The 24333-nt window shown below is 71.9% G+C and carries 25 protein-coding genes; 9 read left to right on the top strand and 16 right to left on the bottom strand.

Annotated elements, in window-relative coordinates; genetic code table 11:
* Positions 1–23: 23 nt before the first annotated feature.
* Positions 24–677 carry a DedA family protein gene (locus tag ACLQ2X_RS20130; RefSeq protein WP_425682600.1) on the bottom strand — a complete coding sequence of 218 codons (654 nt, stop codon included), beginning with the start codon at positions 675–677 and terminating at the stop codon, positions 24–26.
* Between the two features lie 23 nt (positions 678–700).
* Positions 701–1057 carry a glyoxalase gene (locus tag ACLQ2X_RS20125; protein WP_425682599.1) on the bottom strand — a complete coding sequence of 119 codons (357 nt, stop codon included), beginning with the start codon at positions 1055–1057 and terminating at the stop codon, positions 701–703.
* A 143-nt stretch (positions 1058–1200) separates the two neighbouring features.
* Here ACLQ2X_RS20125 and ACLQ2X_RS20120 point away from each other — a divergent pair, with 143 nt between their 5' ends.
* Positions 1201–4068 (top strand): aconitate hydratase, encoded by a 2868-nt coding sequence (locus ACLQ2X_RS20120; protein ID WP_425682598.1) that lies wholly within the window; start codon positions 1201–1203, stop codon positions 4066–4068.
* A gap of 66 nt (positions 4069–4134) precedes the next feature.
* Here the strand turns inward: ACLQ2X_RS20120 and ACLQ2X_RS20115 are convergent, their stop codons facing one another.
* A complete protein-coding gene (locus tag ACLQ2X_RS20115) occupies positions 4135–4449 on the bottom strand; it encodes a hypothetical protein (RefSeq protein ID WP_425682597.1) in 315 nt (104 codons plus the stop codon).
* Between the two features lie 88 nt (positions 4450–4537).
* Between ACLQ2X_RS20115 and ACLQ2X_RS20110 the strand changes: the two genes are divergently transcribed.
* Genes ACLQ2X_RS20110 through ACLQ2X_RS20100 form a run of 3 tightly spaced genes read left to right on the top strand, consistent with a single transcriptional unit; the run spans position 4538 to position 6050 of the window.
* Positions 4538–5305: a DUF5753 domain-containing protein gene (locus ACLQ2X_RS20110; protein WP_425682596.1), complete on the top strand. Its 768-nt coding sequence runs from the start codon at positions 4538–4540 to the stop codon at positions 5303–5305.
* On the top strand, positions 5296–5481 hold the full coding sequence (locus ACLQ2X_RS20105; RefSeq protein ID WP_425682595.1) for a DUF397 domain-containing protein: 186 nt from the start codon (positions 5296–5298) through the stop codon (positions 5479–5481). Before ACLQ2X_RS20110 ends, ACLQ2X_RS20105 begins: the two co-directional genes overlap by 10 nt.
* Positions 5482–5489: 8 nt before the next feature.
* Positions 5490–6050, top strand: coding sequence for a GNAT family N-acetyltransferase (locus ACLQ2X_RS20100; RefSeq protein WP_425682594.1), 561 nt, complete (start codon positions 5490–5492; stop codon positions 6048–6050).
* Positions 6051–6345: 295 nt separating this feature from the next.
* Here the strand turns inward: ACLQ2X_RS20100 and ACLQ2X_RS20095 are convergent, their stop codons facing one another.
* The 3 genes from ACLQ2X_RS20095 to ACLQ2X_RS20085 form a co-directional block, all read right to left on the bottom strand.
* On the bottom strand, positions 6346–6750 hold the full coding sequence (locus ACLQ2X_RS20095) for an SRPBCC family protein (RefSeq protein WP_425682593.1): 405 nt from the start codon (positions 6748–6750) through the stop codon (positions 6346–6348).
* A 162-nt stretch (positions 6751–6912) separates the two neighbouring features.
* Positions 6913–7749 (bottom strand): hypothetical protein, encoded by an 837-nt coding sequence (locus ACLQ2X_RS20090; RefSeq protein WP_425682592.1) that lies wholly within the window; start codon positions 7747–7749, stop codon positions 6913–6915.
* 67 nt (positions 7750–7816) lie between these two features.
* Positions 7817–8899: a family 43 glycosylhydrolase gene (locus ACLQ2X_RS20085; RefSeq protein WP_425682591.1), complete on the bottom strand. Its 1083-nt coding sequence runs from the start codon at positions 8897–8899 to the stop codon at positions 7817–7819.
* Between the two features lie 577 nt (positions 8900–9476).
* Between ACLQ2X_RS20085 and ACLQ2X_RS20080 the strand changes: the two genes are divergently transcribed.
* The 3 genes from ACLQ2X_RS20080 (at position 9477) to ACLQ2X_RS20070 (ending at position 12662) form a co-directional block, all read left to right on the top strand.
* The gene (locus ACLQ2X_RS20080) at positions 9477–10763 is read left to right on the top strand and encodes a PP2C family protein-serine/threonine phosphatase (RefSeq protein WP_425682590.1); all 1287 of its coding nucleotides are present in this window, start codon (positions 9477–9479) and stop codon (positions 10761–10763) included.
* Positions 10764–11345: 582 nt separating this feature from the next.
* On the top strand, positions 11346–11834 hold the full coding sequence (locus ACLQ2X_RS20075; protein ID WP_425682681.1) for a YfbM family protein: 489 nt from the start codon (positions 11346–11348) through the stop codon (positions 11832–11834).
* A gap of 51 nt (positions 11835–11885) precedes the next feature.
* Positions 11886–12662 (top strand): hypothetical protein, encoded by a 777-nt coding sequence (locus ACLQ2X_RS20070; protein WP_425682589.1) that lies wholly within the window; start codon positions 11886–11888, stop codon positions 12660–12662.
* 9 nt (positions 12663–12671) lie between these two features.
* Here the strand turns inward: ACLQ2X_RS20070 and ACLQ2X_RS20065 are convergent, their stop codons facing one another.
* Positions 12672–13403 (bottom strand): SDR family NAD(P)-dependent oxidoreductase, encoded by a 732-nt coding sequence (locus ACLQ2X_RS20065; protein ID WP_425682588.1) that lies wholly within the window; start codon positions 13401–13403, stop codon positions 12672–12674.
* 92 nt (positions 13404–13495) lie between these two features.
* On the opposite strand from ACLQ2X_RS20065, the gene ACLQ2X_RS20060 reads away from it, so the two are divergent.
* A complete protein-coding gene (locus tag ACLQ2X_RS20060) occupies positions 13496–14344 on the top strand; it encodes a LysR family transcriptional regulator (protein ID WP_425682587.1) in 849 nt (282 codons plus the stop codon).
* A gap of 9 nt (positions 14345–14353) precedes the next feature.
* Here the strand turns inward: ACLQ2X_RS20060 and ACLQ2X_RS20055 are convergent, their stop codons facing one another.
* From ACLQ2X_RS20055 to ACLQ2X_RS20020, 8 genes are all read right to left on the bottom strand, one after another.
* On the bottom strand, positions 14354–14836 hold the full coding sequence (locus tag ACLQ2X_RS20055) for a GNAT family N-acetyltransferase (RefSeq protein WP_425682586.1): 483 nt from the start codon (positions 14834–14836) through the stop codon (positions 14354–14356).
* Positions 14837–14893: 57 nt separating this feature from the next.
* The gene (locus ACLQ2X_RS20050) at positions 14894–15502 is read right to left on the bottom strand and encodes a GTP-binding protein (RefSeq protein ID WP_425682585.1); all 609 of its coding nucleotides are present in this window, start codon (positions 15500–15502) and stop codon (positions 14894–14896) included.
* Complete coding sequence (locus tag ACLQ2X_RS20045) at positions 15483–15872, bottom strand: DUF742 domain-containing protein (RefSeq protein WP_425682584.1); 390 nt, start codon at positions 15870–15872, stop codon at positions 15483–15485. Before ACLQ2X_RS20045 ends, ACLQ2X_RS20050 begins: the two co-directional genes overlap by 20 nt.
* Entirely contained in the window at positions 15869–16294 is a 426-nt protein-coding gene (locus ACLQ2X_RS20040) for a roadblock/LC7 domain-containing protein (protein WP_425682583.1), read from the bottom strand. Before ACLQ2X_RS20040 ends, ACLQ2X_RS20045 begins: the two co-directional genes overlap by 4 nt.
* A gap of 66 nt (positions 16295–16360) precedes the next feature.
* Positions 16361–18910, bottom strand: a complete 2550-nt coding sequence (locus ACLQ2X_RS20035) for a sensor histidine kinase (protein WP_425682582.1) — start codon at positions 18908–18910, stop codon at positions 16361–16363.
* Between the two features lie 80 nt (positions 18911–18990).
* Complete coding sequence (locus ACLQ2X_RS20030; protein WP_425682581.1) at positions 18991–20550, bottom strand: prenyltransferase; 1560 nt, start codon at positions 20548–20550, stop codon at positions 18991–18993.
* Complete coding sequence (locus tag ACLQ2X_RS20025; RefSeq protein ID WP_425682580.1) at positions 20547–21422, bottom strand: terpene synthase family protein; 876 nt, start codon at positions 21420–21422, stop codon at positions 20547–20549. Before ACLQ2X_RS20025 ends, ACLQ2X_RS20030 begins: the two co-directional genes overlap by 4 nt.
* Positions 21419–22756: a cytochrome P450 gene (locus tag ACLQ2X_RS20020; RefSeq protein WP_425682680.1), complete on the bottom strand. Its 1338-nt coding sequence runs from the start codon at positions 22754–22756 to the stop codon at positions 21419–21421. The genes ACLQ2X_RS20025 and ACLQ2X_RS20020 overlap by 4 nt, the downstream gene beginning before the upstream one ends.
* A gap of 324 nt (positions 22757–23080) precedes the next feature.
* Here ACLQ2X_RS20020 and ACLQ2X_RS20015 point away from each other — a divergent pair, with 324 nt between their 5' ends.
* Positions 23081–23329: a DUF2630 family protein gene (locus ACLQ2X_RS20015; RefSeq protein ID WP_425682579.1), complete on the top strand. Its 249-nt coding sequence runs from the start codon at positions 23081–23083 to the stop codon at positions 23327–23329.
* A gap of 47 nt (positions 23330–23376) precedes the next feature.
* Here ACLQ2X_RS20015 and ACLQ2X_RS20010 read toward each other — a convergent pair whose 3' ends face one another.
* A complete protein-coding gene (locus ACLQ2X_RS20010; protein WP_425682578.1) occupies positions 23377–24306 on the bottom strand; it encodes a serine protein kinase RIO in 930 nt (309 codons plus the stop codon).
* Positions 24307–24333: the final 27 nt, after the last annotated feature.

Here is a 24333-nt window from a genome sequence, read left to right as displayed (position 1 = left end):
GTGCCACGGTCCGCCCGGGTCGGTCAGCAGTCGACTGCCGTCAGCGGCTCGGCCTCGTCGGGCGCCTGCGGCGGGTTCAACCGCTTGGCGCGGCGGCGCAGCCACGCGGTGCTGGCCACCCCGGCCAGCACGGCGAGCACGAGCCCGACCCAGGAGATGTCCTTGAGCCAGTGTTCGGCGGCCTGCCCGAGGTAGAACAGCAGGTAGGTGGTGCCGAACGCCCAGACCAGCCCGCCTGCGGCGTTGGCGATCAGGAACCGGCGGTATGGCACGTGCAGGGCTCCGGCCAGCGGGCCGGCGAGGATGCGCAGCAGCGCGACGAACCGCCCGAAGAACACCGCCCAGACGCCGTGCCGGGCGAAGCTCAGCTCGGCGCGGGCCAGGTGCGCCGGGCCGAGGTGTTTCGGGAAGCGGCGACCGAGCCGCTCCAACAGGGGACGGCCACCACGGCGGCCCACGGCGTAGCCGACCGAGTCGCCGAGGATCGCGCCGGTCGCCGCGGCGGCGGCCACCCACTCGGGCCCGACCGCGCCGGTGGCGGCGAGCAGCGCGGCGCTGACCAGCACGATCTCGCCGGGCAGCGGGACGCCCATGCTCTCCACGCCGATCACCGCGCCGACGATCAGGCAGATCAGGCCCGGCGGGAGGGCGGCGAGCCACTGCTGTACGTCAATCACCCGCCGACCCTACCCGTGGCCGGTCACCCAGCGGGGGCGAGGAACTCCAACCGGTTGCCGTGCGGATCGTGGGTGTGGAACCGCCGCATGCCGGGAATCTCCTCGTCGCCCCAGGTCACCGCGTGGCCGGCGGCGTCCAGGCGGGCGGCCAGCTCGTCGAGGTCGGGGCGAACGAGCGCCGGGTGCGCCTTGCGGGCGGGCCGGAAGTCGTCCTCGACGCCCAGGTGCAGTTCGGCGCCGTACCCGATGAACCAGCAACCACCGCGGGCGGCGAGGGCCGGCGGTTTCGGCTTCTCGGTGAGGCCGAGCAGGCCGGCGTAGAAGGAGCGGGAGACATCCTCGGAGCCACGGGGACAGGCCAACAGGACGTGATGGATCATGGTGGCACCTCCTCGTCCCGGAGCGTGGCACGAGGTTGCGTGAATAGCAAGACGGACGTACGGTTTTGTACAGACGGTGCGGGTAAGTGTTGCCTAAGCGCGGCAGCGACCCGCCCGGTGCGACAAACTGCTCAGGACTACTCATGGTCGCTGGTGTGAAGGAGTACGACGTGGCGAGCCTCGACACCTTCGGTGCGAAGACCCAGCTACGCGTCGGAGACGCGAGCTACGAGATTTTCAGGATCGACAAGGTGGAGGGCCACGAGCGGCTGCCCTACAGCTTGAAGATCCTGCTGGAGAACCTGCTGCGGACCGAGGACGGCGCGAACATCACCGCCGACCACATCCAGCAGCTCGGCGCGTGGGACCCCACCGCCGACCCGAGCGTGGAGATCCAGTTCACCCCGGCGCGGGTGCTGATGCAGGACTTCACCGGCGTGCCCTGCGTGGTCGACCTGGCCACCATGCGCGAGGCCGTCCGCGACCTCGGCGGCGACGCCACCAAGGTCAACCCGCTGGCCCCGGCCGAGCTGGTCATCGACCACTCCGTCATCGCCGACCTGTTCGGCCGCGAGGACGCCTTCGAGCGCAACGTCGAGCTGGAGTACCAGCGCAACAAGGAGCGCTACCAGTTCCTGCGCTGGGGCCAGACCGCATTCAACGAGTTCAAGGTCGTCCCGCCGGGCACCGGCATCGTGCACCAGGTCAACATCGAGTACCTGGCCCGCACCATCATGGAGCGCGGCGGCCAGGCGTACCCGGACACCGTCGTCGGCACCGACTCGCACACCACCATGGTCAACGGCCTGGGCGTGCTGGGCTGGGGCGTCGGCGGCATCGAGGCCGAGGCCGCGATGCTCGGCCAGCCGGTCAGCATGCTCATCCCCCGCGTGGTCGGCTTCAAGCTGCACGGCGAGATGCCGGCCGGGACCACCGCCACCGACCTGGTGCTGACCATCACCGAGATGCTGCGCAAGCACGGCGTGGTCGGCAAGTTCGTCGAGTTCTACGGCCCCGGCGTGAGCGCGGTGCCACTCGCCAACCGCGCCACCATCGGCAACATGTCCCCGGAGTACGGCTCCACCGTGGCGATCTTCCCGATCGACGCCGAGACGATCCGCTACCTGGAGCTGACCGGCCGCGACGCGTCCCAGGTGGCGCTTGTCGAGGCGTACGCCAAGGAGCAGGGCCTCTGGCACGACCCGTCGCACGAGCCGGAGTACTCCGAGCGCCTGGAGCTGGACCTCGGCACCATCGAACCGTCGCTGGCCGGCCCGAAGCGCCCGCAGGACCGGGTGCCGCTGGGCAGCGCCAAGACGCTGTTCCGGGCCGCGCTCGGCGACTACGTGGCCGCCGACGAGACCGGTGGTGACCCGGGCCGCAAGCCGGGCGTGCCGCAGCAGGAAAAGCCATTCGGTGCCGACGGGCCGGCCGACGAGGCGTCCGCCGAGTCCTTCCCGGCCAGCGACTCCCCCGCCAACGGCGTCAACGACCCGGCGGACGCGCCGCGTGACCTGGAGACCGCCGCGGTCGGTGCCGGCGGCCGGGCCAGCAACCCGGTACGGGTGACCGGCGCCGACGGCGCCGAGTACGAGCTGGACCACGGCGCCGTGGTGATCGCCGCGATCACCTCCTGCACCAACACCTCGAACCCGCAGGTGATGATCGGGGCGGCGCTGCTGGCCCGCAACGCGGTGGAGAAGGGCCTGGCCCGCAAGCCGTGGGTGAAGACCACCCTGGCGCCGGGCTCGAAGGTCGTCATGGACTACTACGACCGCGCCGGCCTCACGCCCTACCTGGAGAAGCTCGGCTTCAACCTGGTCGGCTACGGCTGCACCACCTGCATCGGCAACTCCGGCCCGCTGCCGGAGGAGGTCTCCGCCGCCGTCAACGACGGCGACCTGGCCGTGGTGTCGGTGCTGTCCGGCAACCGCAACTTCGAGGGCCGGATCAACCCGGACGTCAAGATGAACTACCTGGCGTCCCCGCCGCTGGTGGTCGCGTACGCGCTCGCCGGCACCATGGACATCGACCTGGCCAACGAGCCGATCGGTGAGGACGCCCAGGGCAACCCGGTGTTCCTCCGGGAGATCTGGCCGAACAGCGCCGAGATCCAGGACGTCATCGCCTCCGCGATCGGCGCGACCGGCTTCAGCGCCGCGTACGCCGACGTGTTCGCCGGTGACGAGCGCTGGCAGTCGCTGCCGACCCCGACCGGTGACACGTTCTCCTGGGACGGCGAGTCGACCTACGTGCGCAAGCCCCCGTACTTCGAGGGCATGGCGAAGGACCCGCAGCCGGTGCAGGACATCGCCGACGCGCGGGTGCTGGCAAAGCTGGGCGACTCGGTGACCACCGACCACATCTCCCCGGCCGGCTCGATCAAGGCGGACTCCCCCGCCGGCAAGTACCTGGCCGAGCACGGCGTGGCCCGGCACGAGTTCAACTCGTACGGCTCCCGCCGGGGCAACCACGAGGTGATGATCCGGGGCACGTTCGCCAACATCCGGCTGCGCAACCAGCTCGTCCCGGGTGTCGAGGGCGGCTTCACGGTCAACCACCTGACCGGCGAGCAGACCTCGATCTACGACGCCTCGATGGCGTACCAGGAGGCGGGCATCCCGCTCGTCATCCTGGCCGGCAAGGAGTACGGCTCGGGTTCGTCGCGTGACTGGGCGGCCAAGGGCACCATGCTGCTCGGGGTGAAGGCGGTCATCGCCGAGTCGTACGAGCGGATCCACCGCTCGAACCTGATCGGCATGGGCGTGCTGCCGTTGCAGTTCCCGGGCGGCGAGACCGCCGAGTCGCTGGGCCTGACCGGCACGGAGACGTTCTCGTTCAGCGGGGTCACCGCGCTTAACGACGGCGACACCCCGCGCACGGTGAAGGTCACCACCGACACCGGCGTGGAGTTCGACGCCGTGGTCCGCATCGACACCCCGGGTGAGGCGGACTACTACCGCCACGGCGGCATCCTCCAGTACGTGCTGCGCCGGATGATCGCCAACTAAGGCCCGCATGTAAGGAAGGGCCCCTTCTTAACAGACGTCTGTTAAGAAGGGGCCCTTCCTTACATCTCAGCGGAGGCGGAGGGCGACGGCCCGCGCCTCGGCGTCGGTGAGCGGCAGGAACCACAGGAAGCGCCGCACGATCGCGATCGGGTCCGGGCCGTCGGGTTGGCCGCGCAGGTCGCGGATGGCCTGCCGGGTGATCCGGGAGAACTCCGGGATCATCGTGGCGCGGCGCGCCGCGTCGGTGGGCGCGGCCCGCAGCGTCGGGCACGGCCAGGGCTCGCCGCAGCGGTCGCAGCGCCAGGCCGGACCGCACGCCCGGTGGCCGGTCAGCGGCAGCACCACCCGGGGGTACGCCGATGTCGGTGTCGGTTCGGTCATGCCCCCACCCTGCCGAGGGTGCCCGCACAATCACACAGCGTTGTGAAATCTCCTTCGGACGGTTCTTTTGCTCCGGGGAGGAACGGGCATGAACCATGCCTTCGTGACCGCGCTGGCCGGCTCCGGCCTCACCGTCGACAGCCTGGCGGAACGGCTCAGCCTGCACCCGAAGACGGTGGCCCGCTGGGCCAATCCCGGCCACATTCCGCAGAGCCGGCACCGCGCGACAGTCGCGAACCTGCTGGGCCAGCCGGTCGAGGCGCTCTGGCCGGACGTGACCCGCCGCCGCGAGCCGGTGTGGTTCCGTCCCTGGGTCGACATCGAGCGCGAGGCGGTCGCGCTGCGGACGTTCGAGCTGGCCTGGGTGCCGGGGCTGTTGCAGACCGAGGCGTACGCCCGCGCCACGTTCATCGGTCAGCCGCTGACCGGCGACGAGGTCACCGACCTGGTCACCGCCCGGCTGGACCGGCAGGGCGTCCTCACCCGGCCCCGCGGGCCGCTGTACGTCGTGGTGCTCGACGAGCAGGTGCTGCGCCGCGCCGCAGCCGGCGACCGGGCGCTGATGGCCGCGCAGCTGACCCACCTGCTCGCCTGCGCGGCACTGCCGAACGTGCAGCTCCACGTGGTGCCGCTGGACACGCCCACCTATCCCGGGCTGGACGGGCCGTTCGTCATCGCCGAACTGCGCGACGGCACCCGGGTGGCACATGTGGACAGCCAGGCCCGCGCGCAGATCATCGAGCAACCCTCGGAGATTGCTACCCTGGAGCGTCGGTGGGAACGCATCCGGGGCGAGGCACTGCCCCGCACGCGGACCCTGGAACTGCTGAGGGAAGTGGCGACGGCATGGACCTGAGCGGCGCCCGGTGGCGCAAGAGCACCCGCAGCGGTGGCAACGGCGGCAACTGCGTCGAGGTCGCCGGCAACCTGCCCGGCGTGGTCGGCGTCCGGGACTCGAAGGACCCGACCGGGCCGGTGCTCACCTTCGGCCCGGCCCCGTGGGCCCGGTTCCTGACGTCGACACGCCGCTGAGCCCGGCGGTGGTCACCCCGGTGCACGGGACAGACGTTCGTCTCGAACCCTGGTCAGAATCCGCGCTCGACCTCCTGTGCCGGATCAACACCCCACAGATGCGTCGACACGTCGGCGGTCCCGAACCGGAGGAGCAACTGCTCGCCCGGCACCGCCGATACCTGGCTATGCCGGCAACCGGCCAGGGTTGCATGTTCGCCGTGCTGCTCGGTGACGAGATGGTCGGCAGCATCGCCTACCACCAGCGCGACTGGCAGGGCGAGCAGATCTACGAGACCGGCTGGAACGTCCTACCGCCCCACCAGGGCCGGGGCATTGCCACCGCAGCCGGCACGGCTCTGATCAGCACCGTCCGCGAGGCCGCCCGGCGCCCCGGCGCACCCCGCCGCCTGCACGCCTTCCCCTCGGTCGGCAACGCTCCGTCCAACGCGCTGTGCCAGCGCCTCGGTTTCACCCTCGTCGGCCCGTGCGATTTCGAGTACCCACCGGGCAGCGGCCGCGTGATGCGCAGCAACGACTGGCGCATCGACCTCGCAGAGCCCGACCCACCGGCCGCCACACACCTGTGACTCGACCAGTTCCCGGCCGGGCGTGTTCCGTAGGTGCTCGTGGAGTCGACCGGCGCCGCACAGGAACGGGGAAGCGGCTCACTGTTTCTTCATGTGCCACACCGCCAGCACAATCAGGAAAGCCCAAAAGAGTACGAGAGCGACAAGAAGCACGCTCGCGCGGGCCGAAGAGGAGAGCGACCGGGTCAGCAGGGACCAAATGGCCATAGCGACCAATCCCGATGCTATTGAGATGAAGTACCCTCTAGCCTTCACAGATCACTGACCTCCAGCGAGTCGATCACCAACTAGGCAGTCAGGCGTCGGTCGACTCCAGCACGGTCCGGAGCCGGGCCAGGTCGGCCTCCACCAGCGCGGTGTCCCGATCGAAGTCCGCGTCGCTCATCCCCGGCATCCGCCGCAGGCTGAACACCACCTCGGTGGCGTCGCCGTCGACGATGGCGCGCAACGGCACGTACACCGTCTCACCGGACGGGGTCCGCACCTCGTGGTCGAGCACGCCGAAGTCGTTTGCCGGCGCGAACGTCAGCCGCGCCCGCCCCTGCGGCGTGTCGACGAACCAGTGGCCGTCTTCCCGGACCACCGGGCCGCCCAGGCCCGGCGCCCAGCGGGGCAGGTTCGCCGGGTCGGCGACGAAGGCGTAGACCTCCACGACCGGGCGGTCGATGTGGACGCTGAGGTGCCGGGACTCGGTAGCCACCCGCCGATGATGGCACGGTTGTCCGACGCTCACGCCACGGTGGTGGATGCGCCGACACGCCGGCGGCCCCGGGGGTAGTTCAGCCGCGCTCCCGCCGGCGGGCGACGGATGGGCACGCAACCGCGCCCGGCGCCTGTCGGGACGCCGGGCGCGGTCGGTCGATCAGGTCCGGCGAAGTTTGAGGATCGCCACGCGGGCCTCGTGGATGTCGATGCCCAGCGGGATTTCGGACGTTGTGACCCGCTCGATCTCGACGCCGCTACTGCCCTCGATCCAGCGAATCTGGTCGAGGCCGTTGGCGAAGGCCCGCTCTTCGTCGTCGTGCAGCTTCTCCATGTTCGGATTGTTGGTGTCGCCAGTCCAGATCACCGGGTAGCCCTGCTCCAACCGGCGGTTGATCCGACTCCGAAGCGTCCTGAAGTGCTCGCGCCATAGGCGTAGACGATCATCCTCGAAAGAATCGACTTCGCCGTTAAAGGCTTTGGCGATGAAGTGGGTGTTGAGGAAGGCGAACTTGAGCTCCGGGTCATTCTTGGCGGACAGGATGACCTCGGAGATGTAGCGGGGCGGCGTAATCCAATCGGCGCGGGGCCCCTCCGGGAACGCACCATGGACTTTTACGATTTTTCTACGATCCACGTTGTAGGCCGTCGGCACGGAGATCGGGACCCGAAATGCCTCGTCGAACATATGGACGTTGCGATAGCCCTCGTCGAATTGAGAAGCGATGGCCTTCCTTTCGGCTTTGTCCCCGTCGCCCTCACCGATCTCCTGCCAGCCGACGAGCGGTCGCCGGTCGAGCGCGTGCCGGACGCGCCGGATCGCCCTCGTGCGGACGTCGCGAGGCACGTCACGGCCGATGTTGGCGGTGATGACGGGGAGTCTGCGCCAGTCGCCCGCCGCGCTGGCTGCCGCGGGGAGGGTGAGAGCGCCGGCGGCACCGGCGAGGGCGACGCCGCCGGCAAGGCCGAGGGCCTGCCGTCTGCTAATCGAATTCATCGGATCCTCTCTGGTCGGTAGGTGTGGCTGCCCGCTCGGTCACAGCCCGAGCGGGTGGGGTCGGCGGCTACGAAACGACGAAGCCACCGGTAGGGCGGGTCAGCACGCCGGTCATGGGGAACCGCTGGGTTCCGCCGTCCCACCAGTGCCAGACCACGCGAGGGCTGCCGTCCGCGGCGCGGAAGACGTCCATCCCGCCGGGGCCCTGGTGGTCGCCGGGCAGGCCCCGGAAGGGGTTGAGCCCGGTGTCCCCGGTGAAGCCGAAGTAGGGGCGGGCGACGCCCTTACGAATGGGGTTGCAGCGGGAACTGGGCAACGGGGTGGTGCCGCAGACCGCGATACCTGTCGCGTACCGAGGGCTGTTCCAGTTGTTGCCCGAGTACATCAGGTACCACTTGCCGTTGGACTTCCACATCGACGGGTTTTCGATCACGTGGGTACCACCACTGATCTTCTTGGTGTCCCAGGTGATGTCGGTGCTCTTGAGCATGGTCCGCCGGGTGCCCCAGATCGCACGGCCCTCGCCATCGGTCCGGACCGTGGAGATGCCGGTTTCCAGGCCCGACGTGATGCTGTCGTCCCGGTAGGTCACGTACAGTTTCCCGCCCGCGACGAAGGGATTGGCGTCGATCACCCAGCCCCTGGCCGGGCAGGCCCAAATGCCCTGGTTGCGGAACGGGCCCGTGGCGCGGCGGGAGGTGGCCCGCCCGATGCACTTCTGGCCGGTGCCCTTCCGGGAGGCCGTGTAGAACATGAAGAACCGCTTGCCGAAGCGCGCGACCCCCGGCGCCCAGACCGGGTCGTCGGGGTCGGCCCAGCTGCCCGGACCGGACGGAAGTGCGTCGTGGGAGGCGCAGTTCGCCATGCCCACGTCGTTGCCGGAGCCGTGGACGAGGACGGGCACGTGCAGCTTTCCGGTCGCGCCGCAGCGATCACCCTTCCCGTCGGGGACGGTGGTGCCATACGTGACGTACGAGCCGTTCCTCGCCCGGAGGGTGTCCGGGTCGCCCAGCGGGAAGCTGGAGGAACTCGCCTGGGCGGAGAGGTCGCCGGCGGGCGCCGCCGCGGCAGGTGCCACTATCAGCGTGGTCGCGGCCAGAGCGGTGGCTGCGACGGTGACGAGCGTCCCGCGCATGCGGAAGGATCTCATCGAATTCCTTTCATCTACATGGGGTTCGGTGCGGTCCGCGGAGGGCTGTGGTCAGCACCAGCCGTTGATGGGCCCGTTGACGCCGGTGGAGGGGTAGGTGCCGGGCGTGGTGAACACGACCTTCTCGTTTCCGCTCACCAGTGGTGAGGCGGCGGCAGGTCATCGAACGACGCCGCACCGTCGAAGGCGACGTCAGCCCGTGGCTCCGGGGCGGGCGAGGAACGCCGAGCCGGTGGGATGCGCGTCCGCAGTCCGGCCGGCCAGCAGTTGAAGGAGTTTCGCGGTCAGTGCGGTGCGGTGCGGTGTGCGGCCGGTGCCGGCGTGAGGGCCGTGGCACCGATCGCCGCCAGTGCGCAGCTAAGCATGAGCTGGTGCCGGGTGTGCCGCATGAAGCCTCCCCGATAGGCAACCATCATTGCCGGAGATTATCGAAGGGCATGAAATTTGTCTACAGTAGATGATCGTGGCGTGAAATTTTCCGACCAGTTTCCCGAGCCGTCGGATTCTGGCCGAGGAGTCGCTCGTCCCGTGCGGCCTGTCCGCGTTGGCAGTTCGCCGCCGGCCTTCTACCGTGAGGGTGAAACGGGAGGTGCGCGTGGTCGACGCGGGTGAGGTGTCGCGCTGGCTCCAGCTCAACGCACCCCGGGGCGGGCCGGACGAGCTGTCCCTGCTCGTGATGCGTGCAGCGCCGTCGGTCGGCGCCTCCGAGATGGTGATCTACCTGGCCGACTACACACAGTCCTGCCTGGTGCCACTGCTCGGCGCGGGCCTCGCCCGCGACCAGCAGACTATCGAGACGACGCTGGCCGGGCGGGCGTTCACCAGCCTCGACGTGCAGCGCGCCGCCGACAACCCGGACCGTCTCTGGGTGCCCCTGCTGCTGGGATGTGAACGGCTGGGGGTGCTGGAGATCGTGTCGCCGGCCGCCGGTGACGCCGCGATCGACGCGCCCGCCTGGGAGCTGGCGGTCACCATCGCCCAGCTCCTGGTCAACCGCCGGCTCTACGGCGACGTCGTGGAGCGGATGCGGCGGCGGCTGCCGATGCAGGTCGCCGCCGAGATCGTCTGGGGTCTGCTGCCGCCGCTGACCTTCGCGACCGACGAACTGGTGGTCACCGCCATCCTCGAACCGTGCTACGACGTCGGCGGGGACGTCTTCGACTACGCCCTGAACGGTGACGTGCTCAGCGTCGGGCTCTTCGACACCTGCGGGCACGGCATCAAGGCCAGCGCCCTGGCCTCGCTGGCGGTCAGCGCGTACCGCAACGCGCGCCGGTCCGGCCTCGATCTGACCGACACGGCGAAGAGCATCGACAAGTGGTTACGCTCCGAGCACCCCGGCTACTTCGCGACGGCACTGCTCGCCGAGCTGGACCGGCGCACCGGCCGGCTCAAGACGATCAATGCCGGGCACCCGAGGGCCCTGCTGCTGCGCGACGGCAAGGCCATCCGGGAGCTGCCGGGTCCGACCGCCCTGCCGCTCGGCCTGGGCAACCTGAGGAGCGCCGGCCCCACCGTGCACGAGGAGGAGTTGCATCCGGGTGACCGCATCCTGGCCTACACCGACGGCATCACCGATGCGCGTGGGGGCGACGGGGAGCGGTTCGGGGTGGACCGGCTCGTCGACTTCGTCGGCCGTGCCCTCAACGACGCCCTGCCCAGCCCGGAGACGATGCGTCGCCTGGTGCGCGCCGTGCTGACGTACCAGGACGAGCAGCTCGACGACGACGCCACGGCCATGTTCCTGGAGTGGCGACCGCCGCACCTGCCGCTCGCGCACCTGCGCGACCTCGCCGGGGGTCGAAACGGTGCGTACACCGTCTCGCCGGACGGGGTCCGCACCTCGTGGTCGAACCCGCTGTAGTCGTTCGACCGGCGCGAACGTCAGCCGCGCTGCCACCCGCGGTGATCACGTCGGTCTCAACCGGCGAGACCGCCACGCCCGGCCTACTCGTGCGGATGTCCAGGAAGCGGGCTGATCAACAGCAGGAGCAGACCCGTCAGACCGAGCCCCACGAGTGCCCAAAGGAGCGGATCGGCTGCACGAACTGCTATGCCGACCATCACGGATGCGCCAAGAAGGACCCCCAGCGTTCGAACCACTCCGCGCTTCTTCATGCCGCTCTCACTAACAGTTGTCGTGGGTGCGCCGACAGATCGCATAGACGTTTATCGACCCGCACGCTACCGCCGCGTGCACAGACCCAGCAGCCACGCCATGCCGTGCTGGTCGTCTGACCGGAACGCCGGGCCGCCGAGGCCCGGCGCCCAGCGGGCAGGTTCGCCGGGTCGGCGACGAAGGCGTCGACACCGGCCACCGGGCATTCTGTGTGGACGGCCCGATGCCGGGACTCCCTCGTCATCGGTCGATGATGGCTGCCTGTCGCACGACCACGCTACGCTTCCGCCGATTCAGGCACACACTCTGAGGAGCGACAACGTGGGCATGATCTTCTCGGGGCGCCGGCTGTCCGGCGAGGAACTGGCGGCGGTGCAGGCCGACCCGGACACGGTCATCGCGGTGCTCGACACCGAACCGACGGGGCCCGAGCCCGCCGGCAGCGTCGACCTCGACAAGGCGTGGCACGGGTTGCACTACCTGCTGACCGGCAGCGCCCACGAGATCCCCGAGGGCCCCGGAGAGGCGATCCTCGGGGGTGACCCGATCGGCCCCGACCTCGGGATGGGCCCGGCCCGCCTGCTCGAACCGAAGCTCGTCGCGCGGGTGGCCGCCGCGCTCGACTCGATGGACGAGACGACGCTGCGTGCCCGCTACGACCCGGCCGCCCTGGGGGAGGCCGAGGTCTACCCGCATGTCTGGGAGGACGGTGACGTCGAGTTCGACGACTACCTCCTGCCGCACTACCACGAGCTGCGCACCTTCTACCGCAACGCGGCGGCGCGTGGCGAGGCGGTGCTGCTGACCGTCAACTGAGCCGCCGAAAACCGCTGCGCGCCGCCGGCCGGGCGCCGGTAGCGTGCCGGCGTGGGCCTCGACGCGTTCGTGTACTGCCGGTGCTGGCAGGACCGCCTCGCCACGCCGTGCCCGGTCGGCCCGGTCGGCTACGACGAGGACGGCTGGCTCGCGTTGTTGCAGCCCTGGGAGGGCAACCGGGCGGCACACAAGGCCTTCGACGTCTGGCTCGCCCGGTCCTGCCCGCACGAACGCATGGAACAGGTGAGCGAGCACGTGTCCAACTGGGCCGGCGTACGGCTGTTCCAGCAGGCACTGCGCACGGCCGGCGCGGAGCGGTTCCCGACGCTCGCCGCCGCGCTGCCGAACGTCAACGGCGGGTGGCTGACGGCCGAGCGGGCGGCCGTCGCACTCGCCGAGCTGGACAGGTTCCGGCACACCAGCCGGATCGCGGACGAGGTGGAGCTGATCGACGAGGCGACCGGCCGGGTGCTGATGCAATACGTCGAGGTCTATGACGGGGTGTTCATCTTCGGCCCCGACGTGCAGGCCGGTGTCGACCCGGACGGCTTCTTCGTCCTCGACCGCGCCGACCCGCCGGTCACGCTGTTCCGGGCCGTCCGGTTCACCCAACGGCCGCTGCCCGATCACCGGGTGGAGTTCACCACCGGCGGGACGCGGACGGTGCTGGCGATGCGGCCGGTGGGCGAGCACGGCGAGCCGCCGCCCGAACGGCTCGCCGTGCGGACCCGCAGCCGGTCGGGCGACGACTTCGCCTACGTCGTGGAGCCGCTGCGCCGGCTGTGCGAGGCCGCGGTGTCCACCGGAAACCCGATCATCTGGTGCTGACGAGCCGCCTCACCAGGGGATGACGCCCGCGTCCTCGAAGTAGCCGCCGGTCGGCCCGCCATCCGGCAGCGTGGCCAGTCGGATCGCGATCGCCGCGCCCTGCTGCGGGGTCCGCACGCCCCGGAAACCGTTCAGGTCGGTCGCGGTGAAGCCCGGGCAGGCGGCGTTGATCAGGATGTTCGTGTCGGCGAGCGCGCGGGCGTACTGGATGGTCACCGCGTTGAGCATCGTCTTGGACGGCGAGTACGCCACGGCCAGCGGCCCGGTCTCGTGCTCGCCGGCCGAGGCGCTCTGCCGGGCGAGCGAGCCGACACCGCTTGACATGTTGACGATCCGCGGCGACGCCGAGCGGCGCAGCAACGGCAGCATCGCCTCGGTGACCCGCACGACGCCGATCACGTTGACCTCCACGGCCGTCCGCACGGTCGCCAGATCGACGTCACCGGGGCGCTGTTGTCCGCCGCCGGTCACGCCCGCGTTGTTCACCAGCACGTCCAGGCCGCCGGCCTCCGCCTCCAGCAGCCGGGCGGCGGCGCTCACGCTCGCGTCGTCGGTCACGTCAAGCGGTACGCCGAACGCGTCCACGCCGCCCGTACGCAGCTTCGCCACCGCCTCCTCACGGCGCCGCCCGTCCCGCGCGCCCACCCCCACCCGCCAGCCCAGCGCACCCAGGCCGGCCGCGATCTCGTACCCGATTCCCTTGTTCGCGCCGGTCACCAGCGCGACGGTTCGTTCGCTCATGCCCCGATCCTGTCCGCGCGGCGTACCGGCCTCCAACACCGCTTCGGTAGCGTGCGATACCCGGGCGGTATCGCCGGGGGTACGGTGGCCGGGTGGAGACCCGCGAGTTGCGTTACTTCGTGGCGGTGGCCGAGGAACTGCACTTCGGCCACGCCGCGCAGCGCCTCGGCATCGCCCAGCCGCCGCTGTCGCGGGCGATCCGGCAGCTCGAACGACGTCTCGGCGTGACCCTGCTGGAACGGAACAGCCGCCGCGTCTCGCTGACCCCGGCCGGGTCGGTGCTGCTTCGGGAGGGCAGGGCCGCCCTGGACGCCGTGGACGCCGCCGACCGCCGTACCCGCCGTGCCGGCCGGGCCGCGAACGGCGGCGCGGGGCTGGTGCTGGCGACGAAGGCGGGTGCGTCGAGCGAGCTGCTGCCGAAGCTGCTGGACGCGTACGCCGCCGAGCCGGACGCGGTCGCCGTCGAGGTGCTGCTGTGCGGCATCGGCGAGCAGGAACGGCTGCTGCGCGACGGGCGGGCCGACGTGGCGCTGCTGCACCTGCCGTTCGACTCGACGACCGGGTTGGACATCGAGGAACTGGTCACCGAGCAGCAGGTGGCGATCCTGCCGGCCGGGCATCCGCTGACCCAGCGGCCGCACCTGCGGATGTCCGAGGTGGAGACGCTGCCCGACCTGCCGATGCCACGCTGGCCCCGGGCCGACGGGTCGTATCCGCCCGGTCCCGGCCCCGAGGTCCGGGACCATGCCCAGTTGCTCCAACTGGTCGCACTCGGGCGTACCGCGGTGGTGCTCCCGGAGTCCGCCCGGTCCCTCCTGCGGCCGGACGTGGCCACCGTGCCCGTGCCGGACGCGCCCTCGGTGACCACGGTGATCGCGTGGCCGCCGCACAGCCGGTCCCGGGCGGTCGCCGGCCTGGTCCGGACCGCCACCCGCCTCTGAGCCCGGCCCTTAGGCCAGCAGGTCCTTGCGCATCTGCTGGGTGACCACCCGGTAGCCGGACGTCCGGTAGAGCCGCGCCGCCGTCTCGTTGGCGCCGAACACGTTCAGCTCAAGAGCGTGGGCGCCCCGCTCCCGGGCCACCCGCTCCCCCGCCGCGAGCAACGCCCGGCCCAGGCCCTGGCCGCGGCGGTCGGCGACCACCGCGATGTCCTGCAGGTGGGCGCAGTTGGCGAGACCCCGCGGATGCGTCAGGCTGATCCACAGACGGCCGATCGGCGACCCGTCGGGCAGCACGCCGACCAGGAGGAGCTCGCCCGGGGTGGCCGTGCCGTCCGGCAGTTGGACGGCGATGGCCCGCCGGGCCCGGGCGAGCGCCTCGTCGGCCGGCCAGTTGCCGGCCGTGACGTGCTCCTGGGCGTAGCCGGCGGCCAGCTCGGCCTGCCAGCCGTCGAACTCCTCCGGGGTCATGGCCCGGACATCCAGCTCGGTCATGACGCACAGACTGTCATGGTGATCCGGTTCCCACCGCCCCGCCGACGGTGCCGCGGATCAGTCCTCGGCAGCCCGCCGACGTGCCTCGCGCAGCTTCATGGCGTGCTCCAACAGGGTGATCAGCACCTCCTTGGCCGACTCCCGCTGCCGCGCGTCACACAGCACCACCGGCACGCCCGGGTCCAGGTCGAGCGCCGCCTGCACCTCGTCCAGCCGGAACTTCTTGGCGCCCTCGAAGCAGTTGACCGCCACCACGAACGGCGTGCCCCGCCCCTCGAAGTAGTCGATCGACGGGAAGCAGTCGGCCAGCCGGCGGGTGTCGGCCAGCACCACCGCGCCGAGCGCGCCCAGCGCCAACTCGTCCCAGACGAACCAGAACCGGTCCTGCCCAGGGGTGCCGAACAGATAGAGCACCAGGTCGTCGCTGATGGTGATGCGGCCGAAGTCCATCGCCACGGTGGTGGTGGACTTCTCCTCCACACCGGACAGATCGTCGATGCCGATCCCGGTCTCTGTCAGCACCTCCTCGGTGCGCAGCGGCTTTGTCTCACTGACCGCGCCCACCATGGTGGTCTTGCCCACGCCGAACCCACCGGCGATCAGAATCTTGATCGCGGTGGGCAGCGGCGCCGCATCCGCCGGCCGCTCAGAGCGCCCGTAGTCCATTGATTACCGCCTCGAAAACGTGCTCGTCGGGAAGGCCGGCGGCGGTTGCGCGCGGCTCGCGTACCTGAACCAGGCTGCGGGCTGCCAGGTCTCCCAGGAGAACCCGGACCGTGCCCACCGGCAGGTCGAGATGGGCGGCGATCTCGGCGACGGAGAGGATCCGCTGACAGAGGCCGACGATCGCCACGTGCTCCGGGCCGAGCCCGGATTCCGACCCCACATCCGGCCGGGTCGCCATGACCAGGGAGATCAGGTCGAACGTGCCGGTCACCGGTCGGGCCCGGCCGCCGGTCACCGCGTACGGGCGGACCACCGGGCCGGCGTGGTCGTCCACCCACTCCTGCTCCGCGGACTCCCCCCGGCCGGTCATCGCGCTGCGTTCTCGCCGAGGGGCTGTTCCCGGGTCGGTGACGCGACGAACCGGCCGACCCGGGTGACGAGCATCGCCATCTCGTACGCGATCAGGCCGACATCCGCGTCCTCTGAGGCGAGCACCGCCAGGCAGGCGTTTCGGCCCGCCGCGGTGACGAACAGGAAGGAGGACTGCATCTCGATGATGGTCTGCTGCACATGACCACCGCCGAACCGCTTGCCCGCGCCCCGGGCGAGGCTCTGAATGCCCGCCGCCATGGCCGCCAGGTGCTCGCCGTCGTCGCGGCTCAATCCGCGCGACGAGGCCATCAGCAGTCCGTCGGTGGAGAGCGCCACGGCGTGCTCCGCCTGCTTGACCCGGCCGACCAGGTCATCCAGCAGCCACGCCAGATCCGCACTCGAAGCCGTCTTCTGCGCCACTCGTCGTCCTCTTCTTCCCGGCTGGTGTGCCGTTCTCGTCCCGGATCCGCCGCACGGGCGGCCCGGTCAGGTAGCCTGCTCGTCCGCGTCGACCGGCTCGTCGCCGGCCCCGCGCGCCCCGCCCAGCAACCGCGCGGCGTCGGTACGGCCGCGGCGGGTGCCGCTCTGGTAGGAGCTCATCATCCGGCGCACCTGCTCCGGTGCGCGCGTGGTCCCGTCGGTGTCCTCCTCGTCCACGGCGGACGGATCGTTGCGCAGGCCGGGCGCGATGCTGGCCTGGCGCACCCGCACGGGCAGCCCGGCGTCCGTCACCGGCTCGGCCTCAGGCTCCCCCGGAGCCGGAGCCGGAGCCGGAGCCGGAGCCGGAGTCGAAGTCGAAGTCGAAGTCGGGGCCGGAGTCGGAGTCGGGGCCGCCTGCTCGGGTGCCGACGGCGTCTCCGGGTCGGCCGTGGTCGCCGCCGAGCGGCGCTCCACCACGGCCAGTTCCGTGGTCGGTCCGCCCACCGCGGGTTGCCGCCTGCGGGTGCGCGCCGGCAACCCGGACGGGGTCAGCCGGGGTGCCCGCGTCACCGGCTCCGGCAGGGCCGGCTCGTCCGGCTCGTCCGACCCGGCCCGCCGGTCCACACCGGCCGGCACGGTGGCGGCCTCGGGCTGCGCGTCGACCGGCGCGCTGTCCGGCTCGGGCGCCGGTGGCATGCTCGGGACGGCCGGGACGGCCGCGGGACGCGGGTCGTCGCCGGTGGTGCTGATCAGTTCCCGGGGAATCAGCACCACCGCGGTCGTCCCGCCGTACGCGGACTCCCGGAGCTGCACCTTCACACCGTGCCGCTCGGTGAGCCGGCTGACCACGAACAGGCCGAGCCGGGCGGCGTCGGCCAGGTTCAACTCGGACCGGTCGACGATGCGCGCGTTCGCGGCGGCCATCTCGTCGGCACTCATGCCGAGGCCCCGGTCCTCGATCTCGATCGCGAACCCGTTGGCCACGAGCTGACCGCGGACCTCCACCGTGGTCTGCGGCGGCGAGAAGGAGAGTCCGTTCTCGATCAGCTCGGCCAGCAGGTGGATCACGTCACCGACGGACCGGCCGGTCAGCGACACCGGGCCGAGCGGGCGCACGGTGACCCGGGTGTAGTCCTCCACCTCGGCGACCGCGCCGCGCACCACGTCGACCATCGGCACGCTGCGCCGCCAGGCCCGGCCCGGGGTCGAACCGGAGAGCACGATGAGGTTCTCCGCGTTACGCCGCATCCGGGTGGCCAGGTGGTCGACCCGGAACAGGTCCTCCAGCTCCTCGGCGTCGTGCTCCCGACGTTCCATCGCGTCGAGCAGGGTCAACTGGCGGTGCACGAGCGCCTGGGTGCGCCGGGCCAGGCTGAGGAAGACGTCCCGTACGCTGCGGCGCAGTTCGGCCTGCTCGACGGCGGTGCGGACGGCGGTCTCCTGCACGACGTTGAACGCCTTGCCCACCTGACCGATCTCGTCGTCGCCGAACTGCAACGGCGGCGCCTCCCGGGCGACGTCCACCTCCTCGCCCCGACCCAGCCGCTCCACCACGCTGGGCAGCCGCTCGTGAGCCAGTTGGAAGGCCGCCTCGCGCAGCCGTTCGAGCTGGCGGACCAGCGCCCGCGCCGTGGTGATCGAGACGACCACCGAGGCGATGACGGCGAGCAGTCCGAGACCGGCGGCCAGCACCAGCCGCACGATGACACCCACCGCGACCGGGGTGGCCCGGGTCACGATGTCCTCGCCACCGGCCAGGATCGCCCCCCGCAGGTCGGCCATCGCGCGGTCGGCGGCGGCCCGCCAGGCCTCGGCGGTGACCGGCGGGCGCACGTCGGAACCCTTGGCCACGAGTACCCGGTCCTGCAGGGCACGCAGTTGCCCGAACGCCTCGCCGTCGACCATCCGCTGGTAGCGGGCCCGGTCGGCGGCGGAGAGTTCCCGGACGGTGCGGTCGGCGAGGAACCACTGCGCGCCGACCAGCCGGGCGAACGTGGTCTGCTCGGCGACGGTGATCCGGTTGGCCGCGATCGCACCGGTCAGCAGGGCGTCCTGTTGGGACAGCAGTTCCCGGGAGCGGTTGAGGTCGATGAGCGCGGCGGTGTCCCGGGCGATCTCCTCGTCGTCGAGGCCGCTGAGCGAGTCGAAGACGGCGAAGATCGCGTCGACCGCCTCGTCGTAGGCGGTGAGGGTGGCGGTCCGGTCGATGGTCTTGCGGCCCACCTCGGCCCGTACCTCGCGGAGCTGGTCCAACTCAGCCTTCAGCTCACCGAGCCGCCCCATCAACTCGCGGCTGGCCGGAACCTCGGTGCGCCAGTCGTCGACCGAGCGCCACAGCGCGCCGGCCTTGGCGTCGGTGCGACCACGCTGGGCCTCCAGTTCCTGCAGCCGTCCCGGTTCCGAGTCGCCCAGATAGCGCAGCGACAGCCGCCGCTCGGCCTGCAACTCCTGCAACAGCGGATCGCTGGGTTCGAAGACCCGCGCGTTGAGCGCCTGCACGCCGAGCAGGTTGAACCCGTCCCGTACGGTCACCCAGGCCGCGAACGCCCAGAGCGCGGTCAGCGACGCCAGAAGCGCGATGATCTTCGTACGGAGATTCGTACTGCGGGAACCCATCACACCGTCCTGGCCCGGTCTTCGGTCGGTCCGACATCCGATCGACTCCGGCGCACGCTAGCAGCCGTCACGAGCCTCATTCAAGCGATCCTGATCATGCCCGGTACGGCCCGCCCCGCACCGACGGCGGCGCGACCGGACGCCGCCAGCAACGCGGCGCGCACGATCCGCGTCGGCCGATAGAGATCCTTGTCGTGCCACAGCTCCGGCCCGTCGTCGCTTTCGTCCAGCTCGGACAGTCGGCGGCGCGCCCGGGCCAACGCCGCCGCGACCCGCGCGTCCCCCGGGCGGCCCGCGCCGGTCAGCGCCAGCACGGCGTACCCGGTCTCCTCCGCGGTGCCGCGCCACCGCCCCCAGTCGCCGTCCGGGCGCTGGGTGTCCAGCAGCCACGCGACCCCCCGCTCCACCGCGGCCCGGGCCGTGCCGTCCGGCGCGTGGTCGGCCAGGGCCAGCAGCACCGCGTACGTCGCGTAGTACGCCGAGGCGTGCCAGCGGTCGTCCCACCGCCCGTCCGGCTCCTGCCGCCCCACCAGCCACTCGGCGACCCGCCGCCGCACGCCGGTCACCCCCGGTCGGCTCGGGTGCTCGCCGAGGGCGTCGAGCACGTGCGCGTTCGTGGTCAGCGACGCCCCGTCCTCCCCCGGCCAGGTGCAGAAGTGCCCGCCGGTGTCGAACACGGACAGCGACGCGACGCCGGGTGAGCGGCCCAGCCGGGCCAGCGCGTAGAGCGCCACCGAGGTGGTGTCGGCGTCGGCCGGCAGGCCGGGAGCGGTGGCCGCGCCGGACGGACCCACGGCCCCGGCCAACTCGGCCAGCACCGGCGCCGGCACGTCGAGCGGAAAACCGGCCCGCACCAGGATCGCGAGCACCCAGGCCCGCTCGAAGACGGTGATCGGACTGGCACAGGGCACCGGACCGGAGCGGCCCACCGCGCGCAGGTAGTCCAGGGCCGGCCCGGGCTCCGGGCGACCCAACCACGCCGCCGTCGCGGCCGGGGAGGCACCCACCGCGCCGCTGGCCGAGGGACGCACACCCGCCGCGCGGTACGCCAGGTCACCGGCCACCTCAAGGGCGTGCGCCAGCTTCTCCGGCACCGGCCCACCGGTGGCCAGCAGTCCGCGTACCCGGGTCAGCCGGGTCGGGTCCAGACCGGCCGGCAGCGGCAGGCGGGGCCGGCCCGCCCACCCGGCCAGCCCGGGCGGCGGCCCGGCCGGGCCGTCCAGGTGCCGGTCCACCGCCGCACGCAGCGCCGGCACGATCAGGTCGGTGGCCGGCAGGTCCGGCGCGGCCTCGTCGCGCAGCGCGGCGGTCAGGAACCTCAGGCCCCGGTCGGCGGCGGCGACGCACCCGGCGGACGGCCCCTCCCGGCGCAGCACGCCGAGCAGCGCCTCGACCGCGCTCAGCGTCGGCACCAGGGCGTACCCGCCGGGGCCGCCCCAGCCGCCGTCCGGGCGCTGCCGGTCGAGCAGCCAGGCCACACGCAGGTCGTGGCCGACGAGCCAGGGGGCCAGGGCCACCAGCCGGGCGGTCTCGTAGACCGACGGCGACGTCTGGCCCGCCGGCTCACCCGCCAGCGACCCGACGAGGTCACGCACGGGCCCGGTCCGGGTGGCCGGCGCCGATCGGGCGGTGAGGGTCACCGCACCCCCCAGAAGTCGGTGTGCCGGTAGAAGCCGGAGGTGAAGCCGAGCTGCCGGGACAGGAAGTCGGCCTCCCGGGGCACCTCGCCGGCCAGTTTCGCCAGCAGCACCCGGCAGTGCTCGACCTGCTCGGCGAACCGCCGCTCCACCTCGGCCGGGTCGTCCACGAGCAGCAACGCGTTCAGGTCGCCCGACTCGGCGTCGCGGCGGTGCGTGCCGAGATCGTTGACCAGCCGCAGCGCCCGCTGCACCTCGTCGCTGACCTGGATCAGCCGGTCCAGCTCGTCACCTGTGGACACCGAGCCGGTGTGGATCCAGTGGGCCACGTTGACCACCGTGGCGGCGAGGTTGTCGGCGTTGGCCAGATAGTCGGTGAGGGTGGGACGGCCGGTGTGCCGCCAGGTCCACTCCCGGGTCATCGCGTCGAGCATGCGTTCCGTCGCGGCCCGCCACCGGCCACCCAGCGCGGCGTAGCCGGGGGCGGCGGCGACGTCGTCGCGCAGCTCGGCGAGGAACCGGCCCAGCGGGTCGCCGGGGTCCGCGCCGTCGAGCACGTCCAGGCAGGTCCGGGTGACCCGGTCCACCTCCGCCCGGCTGTCCGCCTGGTGGTCGACGAGCCAGTCCACGGCGAACCCCCACAGCACCGCCCGGTTGGTCACGGCCAGCTCGGCGGCGGTGTGCCAGGGCGCGCTGAACGCCATCGCCAGCGCGATGCTGCTGAACAGCGTGGCGTCGAACGGATCACCGGGAAACAGGTCGGGGTGCGCGGCGGCGGCCCTGCGCAGGCCACGCTGGCCCTGCGCGGCGAGCGCGCACACCCGGCCCTGTTCGGCGGCGGCGGCCAGCGGGTCCGGGGTCAGCCCGCCGGTCATGCCGACTCCGCCCGCCCGGCGGCGACGAGTGTCAACTCCACCCGTTCGCGGGGTCGCAGCGCCGCGGCCAGCCGCAGCCCCGGCACCCCGGGGCGGTGCAGCCGGAACCGGTAGCGGCTGAGCATGGTGGCGAGGATGAGCTGTGCCTCCAGATAGAACAGGTACATGCCGAGGCACTGGTGCGGGCCGCCGCCGAACGGGAAGTGGGCGTACCGGTGCCGGGTGCGGACCTGCTCCGGCCGGAACCGCTCCGGGTCGAACTCGTCCGGGCGGTCCCAGAACTGCCGCATCCGTTGGGTGATCAGCGGGCTGACCGCCATGGTGGCGCCCGCCTCGATCGGCACACCGTCGATGACGTCCTCGGCGACCGCGCGGCGCGGGATGATCCAGCCGATCGGATAGAGCCGCAGCAGCTCGTCCAGCACCATCCGGGTGTACGTGAGCCGGTTGAGGTGCTCCCGGCGTACCGGCCCGCCGCCGACCACCTCGTCGATCTCGGCGTAGAGCCGCTCGGCCACCTCCGGGTGCTGCTCCAGGTGCGGCCAGGCCCAGGTGAGCACGTTGATCGTCGTCTCGGTGGTGGCGGCGAACATGGCCACGGTGTCGTTGCGGACCTGCCGTTCGTCGAGCTGCCGCCCGTCGTCGGTGCGGGCCCGCCAGAGGGTGGAGATGACGTCGTCGCCCTCGTCGGCGGCGTCGCGGGTCTGCCGGACGACCGGCACCAGCACGTCGTCGACGACCTGCACCGCACGCCGGAACGTGCGGTCGCCCGGCATCGGCAGGGACAGCGGCGCGAACGGCACGATGATCCGGGGGATGACGGCGGTGGCGATGCGGTCCTGCGCGTCGATCACCCGCATCGCGTCGGGCACCGAGATGCGGTCGGCGAAGAGCACCTTCATGATCGCCCGGCTGACGATGCGGGACTGCTCCACCCCGATGTCGACGGTCCGGCCGGTGCGGGCCGGCTCGTCCAGTTCGTCGACCGCGTCACGGATCGCGTCGGCCATGCCGTCGATCAGCGCATCGACCCGCTTGGCGGTGAACATGGGCTGGAGCATCCGCCGGCTCGCCGACCAGACCTGTCCCTCGCCGAGGATCCCCTCCCCGAACAGCCGCTTGACCGGGCGCCAGAACAGCCCGTCGCCGGCCCGTTCGTAGTTGTCCGCCCGGTCGCGCAGGACGTGCTGCACGTGCCGCGGATGGGTGACCAGGTACGGACGGAACGAGCCGAGGTTGAGGCGGACCAGCTCCCCCTCGGTGCGGTTACCCACGTCGATCAGCGCCTGGGCGGGGTCGCGGAGCACGGCAGGCAGGATCTGCCGCAGCGGCACCGTACGGAGGCCGCCGGTGGGCCTCGGTGTGACCGTGGGTTCCTGCTGCACCTGAACGCTCCCTCGGGTTGCTCAGGGTCGCGACTCCGCCTCGACCCGTGACCGTTGCCCGCGAGCATGCCATCATGAGCCGCAGATCAAAAGGCGTCTGGGAATACATTTCACGTAACAACAATCTCTTTGTCGAGAATGGAGTTGCTGGGATATGTGTCACGCCCGTACACAGTGGGGCGGCGCGCGGCCATGATCGACACGTCGGGCCGACGGGCGGCCCGCGCTGGCAGAACGGGGGCGCGGAGGCGTCCGCTGTGCCAAGCTTCGGGAATGGACGACAAGACCATCCTGAGCCGGATCTCCGAACTCGTCGACGAGGAGCACCGGTTGCGCGGCGACGCGCAGCAGCACGAGGCCGGCACCGACGACGAGGCCCGGGAGCGACTGCGCGCGCTGGAGGAGTCGCTGGACCAGTGCTGGGACCTGCTGCGCCGCCGACGGGCGGCCCGCCAGGCGAACGGCGACCCGGACGCCCAGGGTGAGCGCCCGCGGCCGGAGGTCGAGCGCTACCTTCAGTGACCCGGGCCGTGTCCCGGGCGGATCGGCTCCGCCCGGGACACGGTTGATCAGCGGATTCCCGCCTCCCGCAGCAGCGACTCGGTCAACGCCTGCGGATCGGCCTCGGCGGCGGGCAACCCCCGGGCGGTGAACCACGCCGCCACCACCCGCACGTCGCGGGCCAGGAACTCGGCCCCCTGCGGGTTGGCCACCACGTCGACCACCTGCGGCAGGTCGATCACCACCAGCCGGCCCGCATGCACCAACAGGTTGTACGGGGACAGGTCGCCGTGGGCGTACCCGGCCCGGGCCAGCACGACCAGGGCGTCGACCGCCTGCTGCCACAGGTCGCGCAACTCGGCGGCGGCGGGCCGGACCTGGGCCAGCCGCGGCGCGGCCTCCCCCGCCCCGGCGTCGCCGACGAACTCCAGCATCAGCTCGGTGCCGAGCAGCTGCACCGGGTAGGGCACGGCGATCCGGCCGGAGGCCGCCCCCATCTCCCACAGCCGTGACAGCGCGTCGAACTCGGCCGCCGCCCACTGCCCGGCGATCATCTGCCGGCCGAACGCGGTGCGGCCGGCCATCGCCCGCATCTCCCGCGACCGGCGCACCCGCCGCCCTTCGAGATAGCCGGCATCACGGTGGAACAGCCGGTGCTGGGCGTCCCGGTAGCGTTTGGCCGCCAGCAGGCAGCCCTGGTCGGTGCCCGGCACGGCCCGGCGGACCAGGTGGACGTCCGCCTCCTTGCCGGTCTTGAGCACGCCGAGCTCGGTGTCCCGGGCGGCCAGCTCGGTGACCAGCCAGGGCGGATGCGGCTGCGGGCCGTGCACCGCCCCGTCCCAGGAGGACCAGCTGTCCTCGGCGTCGGGGTCGGCGTCGGGTTCGGCGAGGGTCGGCCGGATGGGCCGCCCCCGCTTCAGGAAGTCGGGCTCGTCGTCGTCGAAGCGGCTCCTGCCGCGGCCACGGCGCTGCGGCGCCGGGAGGTCCTGTTCGCGCACGGGTGGATCTGTCCTTTGATCGAGGCT

Source organism: Micromonospora sp. DT31, from assembly GCF_049841795.1.
GTDB lineage: Bacteria > Actinomycetota > Actinomycetes > Mycobacteriales > Micromonosporaceae > Micromonospora.
The sequence above is the reverse complement of the archived record's forward strand: the minus strand, read 5'-3'. Positions and strand labels throughout refer to the sequence as shown.